This window comes from Hydrogenophaga sp. (genome assembly GCF_031426985.1).
In the GTDB taxonomy this organism is placed as follows: domain Bacteria; phylum Pseudomonadota; class Gammaproteobacteria; order Burkholderiales; family Burkholderiaceae_C; genus Hydrogenophaga.
On sequence record NZ_JASJOY010000092.1, the window covers coordinates 9,411 to 23,927 of the forward strand.

The 14,517-nt window shown below is 68.2% G+C and carries 13 protein-coding genes; 6 read left to right on the plus strand and 7 right to left on the minus strand.

What is annotated here, in order from left to right; translation table 11 throughout:
- From RMP09_RS11855 to RMP09_RS11880, 6 genes are all read right to left on the minus strand, one after another.
- The coding region (locus RMP09_RS11855) for an acyl-CoA dehydrogenase family protein (protein ID WP_310566172.1) at positions 1 to 841 on the minus strand (841 nt) is incomplete at its 3' end.
- A gap of 144 nt (positions 842 to 985) precedes the next feature.
- A complete protein-coding gene (locus RMP09_RS11860; protein ID WP_310566173.1) occupies positions 986 to 1,795 on the minus strand; it encodes a sugar phosphate isomerase/epimerase family protein in 810 nt (269 codons plus the stop codon).
- 111 nt (positions 1,796 to 1,906) lie between these two features.
- Positions 1,907 to 2,533, minus strand: a complete 627-nt coding sequence (locus RMP09_RS11865; RefSeq protein ID WP_310566174.1) for an NIPSNAP family protein — start codon at positions 2,531 to 2,533, stop codon at positions 1,907 to 1,909.
- Between the two features lie 12 nt (positions 2,534 to 2,545).
- Entirely contained in the window at positions 2,546 to 4,321 is a 1,776-nt protein-coding gene (locus tag RMP09_RS11870) for an FAD-dependent oxidoreductase (protein WP_409559719.1), read from the minus strand.
- A 210-nt stretch (positions 4,322 to 4,531) separates the two neighbouring features.
- Positions 4,532 to 5,365, minus strand: a complete 834-nt coding sequence (locus tag RMP09_RS11875) for an IclR family transcriptional regulator (RefSeq protein WP_310566175.1) — start codon at positions 5,363 to 5,365, stop codon at positions 4,532 to 4,534.
- Between the two features lie 19 nt (positions 5,366 to 5,384).
- Complete coding sequence (locus RMP09_RS11880) at positions 5,385 to 6,431, minus strand: Gfo/Idh/MocA family oxidoreductase (RefSeq protein ID WP_310566176.1); 1,047 nt, start codon at positions 6,429 to 6,431, stop codon at positions 5,385 to 5,387.
- Positions 6,432 to 6,558: 127 nt separating this feature from the next.
- Here RMP09_RS11880 and RMP09_RS11885 point away from each other — a divergent pair, with 127 nt between their 5' ends.
- From RMP09_RS11885 to RMP09_RS11905, 5 genes are all read left to right on the plus strand, one after another.
- Entirely contained in the window at positions 6,559 to 7,353 is a 795-nt protein-coding gene (locus tag RMP09_RS11885; RefSeq protein ID WP_310566177.1) for a ThiF family adenylyltransferase, read from the plus strand.
- 2 nt (positions 7,354 to 7,355) lie between these two features.
- Positions 7,356 to 9,098, plus strand: a complete 1,743-nt coding sequence (locus tag RMP09_RS11890) for an FAD-dependent oxidoreductase (RefSeq protein ID WP_310566178.1) — start codon at positions 7,356 to 7,358, stop codon at positions 9,096 to 9,098.
- 311 nt (positions 9,099 to 9,409) lie between these two features.
- Positions 9,410 to 10,423, plus strand: a complete 1,014-nt coding sequence (locus RMP09_RS11895; RefSeq protein WP_310566179.1) for a tripartite tricarboxylate transporter substrate binding protein — start codon at positions 9,410 to 9,412, stop codon at positions 10,421 to 10,423.
- A gap of 89 nt (positions 10,424 to 10,512) precedes the next feature.
- Positions 10,513 to 11,022: a tripartite tricarboxylate transporter TctB family protein gene (locus RMP09_RS11900; RefSeq protein WP_310566180.1), complete on the plus strand. Its 510-nt coding sequence runs from the start codon at positions 10,513 to 10,515 to the stop codon at positions 11,020 to 11,022.
- Positions 11,019 to 12,512, plus strand: a complete 1,494-nt coding sequence (locus RMP09_RS11905) for a tripartite tricarboxylate transporter permease (protein ID WP_310566181.1) — start codon at positions 11,019 to 11,021, stop codon at positions 12,510 to 12,512. The genes RMP09_RS11900 and RMP09_RS11905 overlap by 4 nt, the downstream gene beginning before the upstream one ends.
- Positions 12,513 to 12,658: 146 nt before the next feature.
- Here the strand turns inward: RMP09_RS11905 and RMP09_RS11910 are convergent, their stop codons facing one another.
- On the minus strand, positions 12,659 to 13,570 hold the full coding sequence (locus RMP09_RS11910) for a helix-turn-helix domain-containing protein (protein WP_310566182.1): 912 nt from the start codon (positions 13,568 to 13,570) through the stop codon (positions 12,659 to 12,661).
- Between the two features lie 108 nt (positions 13,571 to 13,678).
- Here RMP09_RS11910 and RMP09_RS11915 point away from each other — a divergent pair, with 108 nt between their 5' ends.
- On the plus strand, positions 13,679 to 14,497 hold the full coding sequence (locus tag RMP09_RS11915) for an SDR family oxidoreductase (RefSeq protein WP_310566183.1): 819 nt from the start codon (positions 13,679 to 13,681) through the stop codon (positions 14,495 to 14,497).
- Positions 14,498 to 14,517 lie beyond the last annotated feature (20 nt).

The window sequence follows — 14,517 nt, forward strand, 5'->3', positions numbered from 1 at the left end:
TCTGCTGCACCATCTGGAAGGCGCCGATGCGCGTGTTGAACTGCTTGCGCTCATTGGCCCAGTCCACCATGATTTCGCAGACATGGCTGGCCTTGCCCACGGCGCGCGCGCCGACCTGGGCCAGACGCACCACGTTGAGCGCGCCCATGGCCAGCTTGAAGCCCTGACCGGCTTCGCCCAGCAGGGCCGCGTCTTCGAGTTGCACGTTGTCGAAGAACAATTCGAGGTGTGGCGTGCCGCGCAAGCCCATCATCTTTTGGTCCTTGCCCACGGTGAAGCCAGGCAGGCCCTTGTCCACCATGAACATGCTGATTTCTTTCTCGCCCGTCTTGGCCGAGACCAGAAAGAAGTCGCTCCACTCACCGTCGCTGATGAAGTGCTTGCCGCCGTTCAGCACCCAGCCCTGCTCGTTCTTCACGGCGCTGGTCTTGATGCCGGCCGCGTCCGAGCCCGCGCCCGGTTCGGTGATGGTGATGGCGCAGGTGCGCGTGCCTTGAACCGAGGGTTTGAGCCAGCGCTCGATCTGCGCGCCTTGGCAGTGCAGCAGCGGCTCGTAGACATTGCCAAAGGCGCGGCGGATCAGGATGTCGGTGGTGTGGCCAAACTGCTCTTCGCAGAGGATGCGGTCCATGTTGGACAGACCACCACCGCCGAGTGCTTCGGGCATGTTCATGCCGTACAGGCCCAGGGCCTTGGCTTTGTCGTGCAGGGCCTGGGCTTTGGCGGGGTCGAGGAAGCCTTGTTCTTCGATCTCGTTTTCAAGCGGCTGGCATTCTTCTGCAATGAAACGGCGCACCGTTTCAATCAGCATTTTTTGTTCGTCGTTCAGTGAAAAGTCCATGGGGTGTTCCAGATGTTTGAATGATTTTTGCGCGCGTGGTGTGGCCGCAAGCCACCAACCTGCAAATCTCAGGCGCTGCTGAACCAGCGCGCCCCAAAGAAGAAGGGCAGGCGGGAGAGTTGTTCAAAACGGGGCCACATGGTTTCAGGCTTCCACAAAGGGGCGGCTCTTGGCCAGGCATTCGGCGGCCCACACGGCCGGCGGCGTGTGCGCTTCGCGGCCAAAGTTCACCACCTCCACGCTCACGGGCAGATCGGGGGGCAGTGCGGCAAACAGGCCGCGCACATCGATCGTGCCGTCACCGGGCAAGAGGCGCTCGCAGCGCGCGGTGTGCACCATGTGCTCGGTGCTGAAATTCAAACCGGCTTGGGCATCGCATATTTGCGCGTAGTGCAACAGTTCGCGCGGGATAGCTCGGATGTCGTCGAGCGTGGTGGTGGAGCGGCCAAAGTGCAGGGCGTCCACCAGAATGCCGGCGTTGCTGGGGCTGCCCGCGTTGCGCACGATGCGCAGTGCCGACGTGGCGTCTTTCACGGCGGTCCAGGGCATGAACTCCAGATCCGCCGTCATGCCATAGGGTTTCATCACCTCGCACAGGCGCGCGTAGTTGGCGGTCAGGCGCGCTTCGTCGGGGTCGTCTCCGGCCACCAAGATGGCTTTGGCCTGCAGCTGCGCACCCACGTCATAGAGGGCGTCCCAGGTGTGCGGGTCAAACGGGTCGTTGATGCGGATGATCTCCAGATCGAACACCCCCACGCCCGTGTCGCGCTGGGCGGCCAGGGTTTCGCGCAGAACCTGGGGCTGGCCCAGCAGGTGCTGCTGCGGCGCGCCGGGCGCGTTGGGCCACAGCCGCAGGCCGACAAAGCGGTAGCCGGTTTGGGCCGCGACCTGCATCGCTTGCGCTGGCGTGCAGCGGTGCGAGCTGAGGTAAGCGAGAGAGTAGATGCGGCTCATGTCATGAGGTCTGTAGGAGGCCGCCCCTGCGGCCGAAACATTCGCGCGCAGGGGCGCGCTCCCACAAAGGGGCATTCGCGCGCGAGGGTGCGCTCCTGTCAGGGGGGTGGTTCATTTCAGTGGCGACACCGCGGTGGGCATGGCGATGGTGGAGACCATGTGCGTGGTCAGGTGGGCTGGGCCGCCTTTGGGTGGCCAGATGCCTAGGGCTACGGCTTCGCTGCGGATTTGGCTGCGTGCGTTCAGGCTGTCGTAGGCCCAGATGTTGGTGAAGCGCAGCGGGCCGTCGAGCGCGACCATGGCGACGACGCAGGGCGACAGTTTTTCGCGCGGCGGCACGTACTGTTCCCACAGATCGATGGTGGGCTGCACGCCGCCGGGCTTGATGCCGTAGGTGCGGATCTCGTACACCGGGCCGGTGATGCCGGACTCGGCGCTGGGCCGCACCGGCTTCATCCACGGGAAGCCCTGGTAGCTGTGCTGTTCCAGGGTCTGGAAGATCTCGCCGCAGTTGAACGGCGACGCGCTGTTCTGGGTGCGCTCACGCTCGGCCTGCAGGCTGGGCAGATCGGCAAAGCCGCGCAGCACGATCATCTGGTTGAGTTGGCCGATGTCGGTGAACCAGCAGGCCAGCAGCTCGCCCTTGGCTTCGGGTGCGGCGCAGTAGGCCTGCACGTTGGTGGCGGCGGTGCCGGCAGTGCCGAAGGGCAGGGTGAGGGTGGCGAGTTCGTAGAACATGAAGCGATCCATTCAATGGGGATGAGGGGAAGTTCCGTCGAGGGACACCGCAGAACCGGCTTCGCCGGGCTTCTGGTGTCGCCCGCTTGAGGGGGACGCGGCGTCAGCCGTGGCGGGGGTGGCCATGTGATGTGCTGCGAGCCACCCGAAAACCATCGCGGGGCCGAGCGTGATGCCGCCGCTGGGGTAATGCCCGGCCATCATGGAGTCCATGTCGTTGCCGCCCGCGTAGAGGCCAGGGATGGGCTGACCCTGCGGGTCGAGCACCTGGGCGTGGGCATTGGTCCTGAGCCCGGCAAAGGTGCCCAGGCTGCCAGCCACCACGCGCACGGCGTAGAACGGCCCGCGTTCGAGCGGTCCCATGCAGGCGTTGGGCCAGCCGCGTTCGGCGGCAAAGGGTGCGTCGCCCTGCATCCGGTTGTAGGGCGTCTCGCCTTTGGTGAAATCGGCGTCCTGGCCTTTGAGGGCCATGGTGTTGTAGCGCCGCACGGTCTGGGTCAGCGCGTCGGCGTCGATGCCGCAGACCCGTGCCAGCTCGGCCAGCGTGCGGCCGGTTTTCACGTAGCCGTTGGCCAGCATCGGCCCCAGCGGCATGGGCGCGGGCTTGGCGGCGCCCAGGCCGTAGTGGCGCATGAAGGCGTGGTCGCAGACCAGCCAGGCCTGCACCGGCTCGCCGGCGGGCAGGGCGGCCAGCAGGCCTTGCATGAAGTCGTGGTACGGGTCGGCTTCGTTGGTGAAGCGCTGGCCGCGGCGGGTGACGGCGATCAGGCCGGGTTTGCCGCGCTCGATCAGGTGCGGGAAGTGGGCGAACGAGCCGTCGGCGCGCGGCACCAGCGAGACGGGGGCCAGGGCCGCGGCCTGCAAGCCGCCGGTGGCGACCTGGCCGCCCGCCGTTTCACCCAGGCGCAGGCCGTCGCCGGTGTTGCCGCGCGATGCGGCGGAGTGGTGCTCTTTGCCGGTGGGGGCGTGCGGCAGCAGCGCGGCCTTGCGCGCGTCGTCGTGCGGGAAGCCGCCGCAGGCCAGCAGCACACCGCGGCGCGCGTGCACCTCGACCGGGCCGTCGGGCGTGGTCAGCACCGCGCCGGTCACACGTTCGCCGTCGCGCAGCAGCTTGCGCGCCGGGCTGCGGGTGCGGATGTCGACACCGGCCTCGAAAGCCGAGGCGGCCAGCGCCGCGACCAGCGCGTTGCCGTTGACCAGGCGCATGCCGCGGCGGTGGATCAGCAGGTCCTTCCAGTGCGACAGCACCAGCTTCGTGACGGTCCAGAACGAGGCCGGCTTGCGCAGCGCGTTGAAGAAGTGCCGCAGCTCGGCGCCCGAGGCGATGCCCATGCCCCAGAGCGTGGTCTCGGGCAGCGGCGGTTTCAGCTCGGCGATGCGTGGGCCCAGACGGCGACCGTCGAAGGGCGCGGCGCAGAGCGAGCGGCCGCCGAGCGACGCATGAGGCGTGCGGCCGTGGAAGTCGGGGATGGCGTTGCCGTCGATGAAGCGCAGCGCGGTCTGGCTGCGGAAGAACTGAACCATCTGCGGCGCGGCGTCGAGGAAGGCGCGGGCACGGGCTTCGTCGAAGCGCTCACCGAGTTCGTGGCGCAGGTAGGCCAGCGGTTCTTCGATGGGCTCGTGGATGCCGGCCTCGACGGCCAGCGGGTTGCGCGGCAGCCACATCCAGCCGCCCGACCAGGCGGTGGTGCCGCCGACCTGCGGGTCTTTCTCCGCCACGATGACCTTCAGGCCCAGGTGCGCCGCGGTCACCGCGGCCGAGAGCCCACCGGCCCCGGAGCCGATCACCAGCAGGTCACAGTGTTCCCCCCCGCACCGCTGCGCGTCACCCCCCCGAGGGGGAGCGGTCTGCGGCCCGTCCTGAGCCTGACGAAGGGCGGTTCCGCGACCGCTGCTGGCCGGTACCTCTTCTCGCGCTGCGGTCGGCTGGGTGGCTGACGCGAGCGGCTGGTCTGTGTGTTGAGGTGACCGGTCGGGCATGTACGGGGGTGAACGCCGTCAGACGGCGTAGATCGGCTTGCGGCCTTTGACGTCGCCGGGGGCGGCGGTCTCGGCCGTGAGTTGGAAGAAGGGCGAGGCCCCGCTGGCCGCGGCCAGCTGTGCGGCGATGGACAGCAGCTCGGGCGCGAGCGACTGCATGCGTTCCATCGTGAAGCGCACGGTGGGGCCGGCGATGGTGATGACTCCGATGGCGGGTTGGCCCGCAAAACGCACCGGGGCCGACATGGCCGACAGACCCAGGCTGTAGGTGTCCACGGTCAGGCTGACACCGCGTGTGCGCGTTTCCTGCACGGCGGCCAGCACGGCCTGCAGCGAGGTGGGGGCGGCCGGGCCGAACTGTTCGGGCGTACCCAGGCCCTGCTTGGCCACCAGGGCCAGCGCGGCGTCGTCGCTGAGCGTGGACATCAGCGCCCAGCCGGAGGACGAGCACGACAGGCGCGCGTCCGAGCCCATGTCGGGGTCGTAGCGCAGGCCTTGCCGTGCGCCCTGCGCGCGGGCGACCCAGGTCAGGCGTTCGCCGTCGACCACCGACAGGCGCACCAGCTCGCCCGAGATTTCGGCCAGCTGGTTGAGCAGGGGCTGCGCGATGTCGACGATGCCGGAGTTGCTGAGATAGGAGAGGCCCATGCTCACCAGCTTGGTGGTGAGCAGGTACTCGCCGTGGCCCCTGGCCTGGCGTACGTAGCCCAGGCGTACCAGATCGGCCAGCAGGCGGTGCACGCCGCTGCGCGGGATGCCGGTCTGGTCGGCAATCGCGGCCAGCTCCATGCCTTCGCCGTGTTGCGACAGCAGTTCGAGGATGCCGAGGGTTCGTTCAAGGACGCCGTTCATGGTGGAGGTTCCGCTTCGTTCAGGAGGTCGAAACCGCGCATGTTACGGACTGGCCAGTGGCGGCCGCGTCGAGCACGGCGCGCGTGGCCTGCAGGGTGCGCAGGCCGTCCAGTGCGCTGCACAGCGGGGTCTCTTCACCACGGATCACGGCGGCGAAGTGCTGCAGCTGGCGCGTGTACGGGTCGGCCTTGAGCGAGGTGCGCTGTTCGCGTGTGATCGGGTGGTGCCAGTGGCGTTCGCCCGGGTAGCGCCAGAGCGAGAGGTCGGGCAGCGAGAGCGAGCCTTCGGTGCCGGCGATGAACAGGGCGTTGACGTCCTGGCGCGGGTACTGGTCCTGTTCACCGGCGCAGAAGTCCCAGCACCAGGGCGCGACCGCCGTGTCCGACAGCAGCACCGTGCCCAGTGCACCGTTCTGAAAGCGCAGCAGTGCGGCGGCCGTGTCTTCCACCGCGAAGCCGCGCACGGCGTTGCTGCCGAGAGCCTGCACCTGCGTGATCTCGCCACACAGGAAACGCAGCATGTCGATCTCGTGGATCAGGTTGATCAGCACCGGGCCACCGCCCGGTTCGCGCCGCCAGGCCAGGTCGAAATAGCCCTGGGGTTTGTAGAAGCAGGCCATGGCGTTGGCGCCGACGATGCGGCCCAGCTGGCCGCTGGCGATGGTCTCGCGCGCCTGGCGGGTGATGGGGTTGTGGCGCCGGTGGTGGCCCACCAGCACCGGCACGCCGCCGGCCGCCTGCGCATCGACCAGCTGCTGCGCTTCGGCCACGCTGTCGGCCAAGGGCTTTTCCACCAGGGCCGCGACGCCGCGCGCCAGGCAGTCCAGCGCCATGGGCACATGCTGCGGGTTGGGTGTGGCGACGATGGCACCCTGCGGCTGGAAACGCTCCAGCGCGCTCACATGGTCCGGCGCCCAGGGCGCACCGATGGATTCGGCCAGCGCCCGCCCGGCGTCCGACGGGTCGGCGATGCCGGCCAGCACCAGGCCGGGTGTGCGCTGGATGCGGTCGATGTGGGTGCGGCCGATGGCGCCGGCGCCCACAACCAAAAGTCGGGTGGTGTCCATGTGTGCTGTGTGTCTCCGGTTCGAAGTGTATGGAAAAAAAGAACAACATTCAATACTTGAACACAATTCCACTTTTGCATATGATCCACGTCAACCACCCGATCCACCCGAGATCCGAGCGAGACAGATGACACAGAACCTCAGCGGCGCCACGCGTCTGCACTACATCGTGGGCGACCCGATTGCCCAGGTGAAATCGCCCGCCGGGGTGAGCCAGGCCTTTGCCGACCACGGTCGCGACGCGGTGTGCGTGCCGGCCCATGTGTCGCCGGCCCACCTGGCCGACTGGGTGCGCGGCGCTTCGCTGGCGCAGAACGTGGACGGCATCATCGTGACGGTGCCGCACAAGTTCGCCTGCACCGACCTGTGCGCCACCACGTCGGACCGAGCGGCCTTCCTGCACACGGTCAACACCATGCGCCGCAACGCGGATGGCACCTGGCACGGCGACATGTTCGACGGCCTGGGTTGCGTGACCGCCCTGCAGGACAAGGGCTGCCAGCCCGCGGGCCAAAAAGCGCTGCTGGTGGGCGCGGGCGGTGCCGGCTCGGCCATCGCCCACGCGCTGGTCATGGCGGGTGTGAGCGAGCTGGCCATCCACGACCCCGACGACCAGCGCCGCACTGCGTTGGTGGACCGGCTGGCCGGACTCGGAAAATGCCCGGTGACCCACGGCAGCGCCGACCCGAGCGGGTTCGACCTGGTGCTCAACGCCACGCCGGTGGGCATGAAGGACGGCGACCCGTACCCGCTGGACGTGACGAAGCTGCAGCCGCACATGTTCTGTGGCTGCGTGATCACCGCACCGGCGGTCACGCCGTTCATTGCGGCGGCGCGCGAGAAGGGCTGCGGCACCATGACCGGCGCCGACATGTTTGCGCGGGTCCGTGACCTGATGGTCGACTTCCTGATCGGGAAGTGAGCATGCAGGTCCTGAACTCGCTGACCCAACTCCCGGCCAACGCGGCCTACGACCTGGTCGTGATCGGCGCTGGCGGCGCCGGCATGGCGGCCGCGCTGTTCGCCGCGCTCGACGGTCAACGTGTGCTGCTGGTCGAACGCACCGCACACGTGGGCGGCACCACCGCCTGGTCGGCCGGCACCACCTGGGTACCGGGCACGCACCACGCGGCCCAGGTGAACCCCGGTGACACGCTGGCCGAGGCCGCGCGCTACCTGAACAACGCCATCGGCGATCGCACGCCGGCCGCGCTGCGCCAGGCCTTTCTCGACCACGGCGCGGCGGCGATCCGCCTGCTGGAAGACCGCACCGAGCTGAAGTTCCGGCCTTACCCCAAGCATCCGGACTACATCTCCGACCTCGGTGGTTCCACGCTCAATGGCCGCGCGCTGGAGCCGCTGCCGTTCGACGGCCGGCTGCTGGGCGAGCTGTTCCCGCTGGTGCGCCCGCCCATCCCCGAGTTCACCGTGCTCGGCGGGATGATGGTGGACCGCACCGACATCAACCACCTGCTGGCGCTGACCCAGTCGTTCGCCTCGTTCAAGCACGCGCTGAAGATCATCGCGCGCCACGGCATGGACCGCCTGAGCCACCCGCGCGGTACGCGGCTGGTGATGGGCAACGCGCTGGTGGCGCGGCTGCTGTTTTCGCTCTCGAAACACGCCCACGTCACGCTCGTGCTCAACACCTCGGTGGAGCGCTTCGAGCGCGACAGCGCCGGCGTGACCGGTGTGGTGCTCAAGGGGCAGGGGGCTGCATCAGACGACAGGCGCAGCGTCACCGCCCGCGGGGGTGTGGTGCTGGCCAGCGGCGGCTTCAACCGCCACCCGGACCTGCGTGCCCAGCTGCTGCCCGGCGCCGACATCGCCTGGTGCCCGGCCGCGCCCGGCCACACCGCCGAAGCCCATGCGCTGGCCCGTGACGCGGGCGCGGTGTACGGCCAGGGCGCGCTGAGCAACGCCTTCTGGGCGCCTGTCTCGTTGAGAAAACGGGCCGACGGCAGCACCGCCGTGTTCCCGCACTTCGTGATGGACCGCGCCAAGCCCGGCATGCTCACCGTCAACCGCAAGGGCGAACGTTTCGTCAACGAAAGCACCTCGTACCACCTGTTCGGCATGGCCATGCAGGCCACCGGCTCCGTGCCCGCCTGGCTGGTCTGCGATGCGACCGCGCTGCAGAAGTACGGCATCGGCATGGTGCGCCCCGGCGCTTCGCCCAAAGACATGGCGCCCTTCCTGGCCGACGGTTACCTCACGCAGGGCGCGACGCTGGCCGATCTGGCGCAGCGGCTCGGCATCGACGCCGCGGGCTTGCAGGCCAGTGTCGAGCAGATGAACCGTTACGCCGAGAGCGGCGTGGACCCGGACTTCCAGCGCGGCGTCACGGCCTACCAGCAGAACATTGGCGACGCCACCGCCGGCACGAAAAATCCCAATCTGGGACCACTCAACACCGCGCCGTATTACGCCGTGCAGCTCCATCCGGGCGACATCGGCGCCGCCACCGGTTTCGTCACCGACGGCGACGCCCGCGTGCTCGACGCGCAGGGCCAGCCCATCGCCGGCCTCTACGCCGTGGGCAATGACATGCACTCCATCATGGGCGGCGTCTACACCGCGCCGGGCATCACCATCGGGCCGGGTCTGGTGTTCGGCTGCCTGGCGGCCCGCCATGCCGGCGCGCGCAGCGCGGTGGTGGCACCGTGACGCCCATGCACGAAATGCACAGGCGCTGGCCGCATTCGTCGGGTGCTGCGACCGGCCCGGCCCAGAGAATGGGCGGGCCTCGCAGGCCGGTCCCAGGCCTTGCCGGCCGCTCAGTACAAACCCACAAATCGTTCGATCATCGAACGGTCTTGGGCGTTGTTCGAACAATGGTCTGGTCTTATCCGTGGACCGCCGGGCAGGCGCCCCCTACATTGGGAGCGCCTGCCCGAGCACCCGGGACCAGCAGACGACACCCTTGAGTCCGGGTTCCAGGGCTTGATTTTTTTTCCCACAACAGAAGGAGACATCTGATGCAGCAGTTCAAACGCCAATTCCTGGGCGCCGCCGTGGCGGCCCTGGCCACCGTGGCCGGTATCGGTGCCGCGCAGGCGCAGGGTTACCCCGAGCGCGACGTGACCGCCGTGATCCAGTGGGGCGCGGGCGGTGGCACCGACGTGGCCATGCGCGGCTACGCCCCCTACGCCGAGGAAGCCCTGGGCAAGAAGATCGTGCTGCAGAACAAGCCCGGCGCGGCCGGCGTGATCGGCGCCAACTTCGTGTTGCAGCAGCCGGCCGACGGCTACACCATCCTGATGGGCGCCGAGCCGCAGGCCCTGTACCGCGTCATGGGTGTGGCCGACTTCGACTACGCCCAGTTCACCCCCATCAACATCGCCGCCGTGGCCAACACCATCTTGCTGGTGGCCAAGCCCGATTCGCCGTGGAACACCATGCAGGACCTGCTGAGCTACGTGCAGGCCAACCCCAAGAAGGTCAAGCAGTACCTGGCGGGCCAGGGCACCGTGCCGTTCACCATGAACGCCATGATGAGCACGCTGACCAAGTTCGAGACCATCAACGTGCCGTTCGACGGTGACGGCCCCGCCATCGCCGCGCTGCAGGGTGGCCACGTGGACATCGGCTTCATCGCCTCCGGCGCCGCCATCGAGCACATCAAGGCCGGTCGCCTCAAGGCCCTGGCCGTGGTGGACAACAAGCCCTTCCAGGGCATCGCCCCCGTGACCGATGCGCCCTCGCTCAAAGGCATCACCAAGTACCTGCCCTGGGGCTCGTGGTACGGCGTGTTCGTGAAGAAGGAAACACCCGAGCCGGTCAAGGCCAAGCTGATCGCCGCCTTCAAGAAGGCCGGCGACAACCCGCAGTACCGCAAGATGATGGAAGGCCGCGGCACCACCATGCTCAACATCAGCGGCGCCGAAGCCGAAGCCTTCATCAAGAAGTTCCAGTCCACCACCGCCTGGCTGTACCAGGGCGCGGGCGCGGCCAAGAAGAACCCGGCCGAGCTGGGTATCGCCAAGCCTTGATGCCCGCGGGCTGACGAACACGGTCTGTGGCGAGCCCTTCGCCCAGACCGTTTTTTTCACCCTTTGATCACCACAACGAGGAGAACACCATGCATTCCAGCCATCCGCGGCTGCCCGGTGAACTGACCTTCATGGCCTTGGTCGTGCTGTTCAGCGCGTTCATGCTCTGGGCGTCGTACAACATTTCCCACTTCGATTCGCTTTCGTCGCCGGGCTTCTTTCCCATGCTGTGTGCGGCCACCATGCTGGTGACCGGCCTGATGAGCCTGGTCAAGGCCGCCCGCGCCAAGCTGGCGCTGGACGCCAACCAGTCGGTGTTCCAGCAGTTCGTGCAGAAGCTCGCGCCGCTGACGCTGGTGCTGTTCACCGTGCTGATCGTGGCTTACATGCTGTTGCTGGAAGTGCTGGGCTTTCTCGTCGCGTCCTACCTGTTCCTGCTGCTGTCCATGCAGGTGCTGGGCAGCAAGCGCATCGGGCTCAATCTGGTGGTCAGCGCCGTGGTGCTGGCGGCCATCTTCATCGTGTTCCAGACGGCCTTTTCCGTTGTGCTGCCGGCCGGCAGCCTAGTCGGCCCCTACCTGCCGGAGATGCTGAAATGATGGAAGCCATTGGTTATTTCTTCATGTCCTGGGTGGACGTGCAGATGCTGTTGCTGACGGCCATGGGCACGTTCGCCGGCATCTACATCGGCGCCATCCCGGGCCTGTCGGTCACGATGGCGGTGTCCATCCTGATCTCGTTCACCTTCAAGTGGGACGTGAACCACGCGCTGGCGCTGATCTCCGGCATCTACCTGGGCGGCGTGTACGGCGGCTCGCGCAGCGCCATCCTGCTCAACATCCCTGGAGCACCGTCGGCCATCGCCACCGGTCTGGACGGTTACCCGCTGGCCAAGCGCGGCGAAGCCGGGCAGGCCATTGGCCTGACCACGGTGGTGTCGGTCTATGGCGGCTTCATCGGCATCCTGGCGCTGGCGGTGGCCGCGCCGCTGGTGTCGGACCTGGCGCTCATGTTCGGCCCGCGCGACTACATGCTGCTGGCCGTCTGGGGCCTGCTGCTGGTGGGCAGCCTGTCTGGGGAATCGCTGGCCAAGGGCATCTTCTCGGGCGCGCTCGGGGCGCTGATCGCCTGCGTGGGCCTGGACCCGATGACGGGCGAGAACCGCCTGACCTTCGGCAACATGCAGCTGTCGGCCGGCATCGCCTACGTGGCCGCCATGATCGGTTTCTTCGGCGTGTCCGAGGTGATCGCGCAGGTGCATGAGCTCAAGCTGACCGCGATCAAGCAGAACGTGAGCAAGATCATCCCGTCCTGGGGGCTGCTCAAGAAGTACCTGCCGCTGGCCACCCGCACCTCCACCATCGGGGTGGTGGTGGGTGCCTTGCCCGGCGCGGGCGGCGACATCGCCGCGCTCATGGCCTACGACCACGCCAAGCGCACGGTGAAGAACCCCTCGCGCCCGTTCGGCGAGGGCGCCTACGAAGGCCTGGTGGCCCCCGAGTCGGCCAACAACGCGGCCGTGGGCGGCGCCTACGTGCCCATGCTCACGCTGGGCATCCCGGGCGATGCGGTCACGGCCGTGATCATCGGCGCGCTCTACATCCACGGCCTCAAGCCGGGCCCGATGCTGATGATCGAGACGCCGCACCTGTTCTGGTTCATCGTCGGCTCGCTCACGCTGGCCAACATCTTCCTGCTGGTGTTCGGTCTGACCGGCATCAAGATCTTCGCCAAGATCGTCGAGACGCCCAAGCCGGTGCTGCTGCCGCTGATCCTGGTGCTGTCGGCCGTGGGCGCCTACGCCATCAACAACAACCCGGTGGACGTGTACTGGATGCTGGGCTTTGGTGTGCTGGGCTACTTCCTCAAGATGTACGGCTTCCAGGTGGGGCCGGTCATCCTGGGCATGATCCTGGGTCCCATCATGGACCGCAGCTACCGCCAGGCCATGGCGTCCAGCGGCGAAGACCTGGGCGTGTTCGTCACCGAGTTCTTCACCACGCCGCTGTCGGCCATCCTGCTGGCCTGTGTGGTGCTGACGGTGGTCAGCCAGGCCGACTGGTGGAAGAAACTGCGCGGCAGGAAGTAACCCCGCCTGCGCGGCTGCGCCGCTTCCCCCCTGGAAGGGGGGACCACGCCTGAGGCCCGGCGGAGCCGGTTCCTCGGCGTGTGCTGGACGGAGGCACGTGCTCCGATGGCACCCCCGCTGCTGGAAGGCATCGGGGGTTTTCTGTTTCAGGGGCTGTTGGTGTGGGCCAGCTGCGCCAGCGCCTGGGCGCGGAAGTCGCGCGGGCTCAGGCCGGTGTGGCGCTTGAAGAAGCGGCTGAAGTAGGCGTCGTCTTCAAAGCCCAGCTCGGCCGCCAGCTGCTTGACGCTGCCCACGGTGTAGACCAGTTCGCGCTGGGCTTCGTGCACCAGGCGCGCGTTGATCACGTCCAGCGCCGACATGTCCAGCACCTCGCGGCAGATGCGCGAGAGCTGGCCCGCGGTCAGGCCCATGGTGTCGGCGTAGGACTGCACCGGCCGGTGCTCGCGGAAGTGCCGGTCCAGCAGGGCCTTGAACTGCCCGATCTGGCGCTGCTTGCGTGCGCCCGTGGTCGCGCCGCCGGCGTCGCGCGCCGCCGGCCCGGCCAGCCGGGCCACCTGCACCAGCAGCGCGGTCAGCAGCGCCATGCCGGCGGCGGTCTGGCCGCTGCGGTGCGTGCGCGACTCGTGCTCGATCGCCTGGAACAGCGGCATCAGCGCCTCCAGCGGCTGGCCCTCGGCGGGCAGTTCGATCACCCGCGGCGTGCGGATGGTGGTCAGCAGCTCGGGCATCAGCAGCGCCGCCATCGACTCCAGCACCTTCTGCGTGGCGGTGACCACCGGGCCATCCACGTCGGGTGCGAAGCGGAAACCGTGCGCCGCCCCGGCGGGCACGACGATCAGGCAGGGCGCCTGCGCCGGGATGCGCGCGCCGTTCATGCGCACCTCGCCCGAGCCGGCGGTCAGGCACAGCAGCTGCACGAAGGCGTCGTGCCGGTGCACCTGGATTTCCCACTGGTAGGGCGCCGAGCGCTGGGGGATCCATTCGAAGTTGAACGAGTTCGACCAGGCCGGGGCGTCCTGGTCGCCGTAGAGCGCGTAGTTGGGGATGCGGGCGGTCAATCGGGGTGCTCCGTGGTTTGCACGAATTGTCCTGGTGCTGGCCGGGATCGTCAAACCTTCCGACAGGCCCGGAACGAACAATCGTGTCCATTCCAACAGGAGACAAACATGTCCGTTTCCCCTGCCCACTGGCTGGGCCTGCAAGGCCGCGTGGTCGCCGTCACCGGCGCGGCCAGCGGCATTGGCGCCTCGGTGGCGCGCCAGCTGACCGAAGCCGGCGCCCACGTGGCCCTGATCGACCGCGACGCCGAGGGCGCGCAGCGCCAGGCCGCTGCTCTGGCCGCCGAATTCGGCCCATCGGGTGTGCGCACGCTCGCCGTGGCCTGCGACATCGCCAGCGAAGAACAGACCCTGGCCGCTGCCCAAAAAGTGCAGGCCGAACTGGGCGATGTGGCGGCCCTCATCAACAACGCCGGCCTGCTGCGCCCGGGCACGCTGGACAGCGTGAGCCTGGCCGACTGGAACACCGTGCTCGGCGTCAACCTCACCGGCTACCTGCTGTGCGCGCGCGCCTTCCAGCCGCAGCTGGCGCGCACCCGCGGTGCCCTGGTGCACGTGGCGTCCATCTCGGCCAATTTTCCGCAAACGGGCAGCGGCGCCTACAGCGCGGGCAAGGCCGGCGTGTTGCTGCTCTCGCGCCAGATGGCGGCCGAGTGGGGGCCGCTGGGCATCCGCAGCAACGCCATCTGCCCCGGGATGATCCGCACTGCGCTGTCGGCGAAGTTCTACGAAGAACCGGGCTTTGAAGAAAAGCGCGCACAGGTCACGGCCAGCCGGCGCATCGGTGAACCGCAGGACATCGCCGACGTGGCGCTGTTCCTGGCCAGCCCGCGCTCGGCGTACATGAACGGTGCCGAACTGGCGGTGGATGGCGGCATGTCGTCGATGCTGATGGACATGGTGCCGCGCCCCGGGTTTAACCAATGACCCCCACGCTCCGCCGCTGC

What these genes read in the sequence shown, in the direction of transcription:
- RMP09_RS11860 (WP_310566173.1), bottom strand. Translation starts at nt 1,795, where the DNA reads ATGAGCCGCATCTACTCTCTCGCTTACCTCAGCTCGCACCGCTGCACG.
- RMP09_RS11915 (WP_310566183.1), top strand. Translation starts at nt 13,679, where the DNA reads ATGTCCGTTTCCCCTGCCCACTGGCTGGGCCTGCAAGGCCGCGTGGTC.
- RMP09_RS11865 (WP_310566174.1), bottom strand. Translation starts at nt 2,533, where the DNA reads ATGTTCTACGAACTCGCCACCCTCACCCTGCCCTTCGGCACTGCCGGC.
- RMP09_RS11890 (WP_310566178.1), top strand. Translation starts at nt 7,356, where the DNA reads ATGCAGGTCCTGAACTCGCTGACCCAACTCCCGGCCAACGCGGCCTAC.
- RMP09_RS11900 (WP_310566180.1), top strand. Translation starts at nt 10,513, where the DNA reads ATGCATTCCAGCCATCCGCGGCTGCCCGGTGAACTGACCTTCATGGCC.
- RMP09_RS11875 (WP_310566175.1), bottom strand. Translation starts at nt 5,365, where the DNA reads ATGAACGGCGTCCTTGAACGAACCCTCGGCATCCTCGAACTGCTGTCG.
- RMP09_RS11880 (WP_310566176.1), bottom strand. Translation starts at nt 6,431, where the DNA reads ATGGACACCACCCGACTTTTGGTTGTGGGCGCCGGCGCCATCGGCCGC.
- RMP09_RS11895 (WP_310566179.1), top strand. Translation starts at nt 9,410, where the DNA reads ATGCAGCAGTTCAAACGCCAATTCCTGGGCGCCGCCGTGGCGGCCCTG.
- RMP09_RS11885 (WP_310566177.1), top strand. Translation starts at nt 6,559, where the DNA reads ATGACACAGAACCTCAGCGGCGCCACGCGTCTGCACTACATCGTGGGC.
- RMP09_RS11905 (WP_310566181.1), top strand. Translation starts at nt 11,019, where the DNA reads ATGATGGAAGCCATTGGTTATTTCTTCATGTCCTGGGTGGACGTGCAG.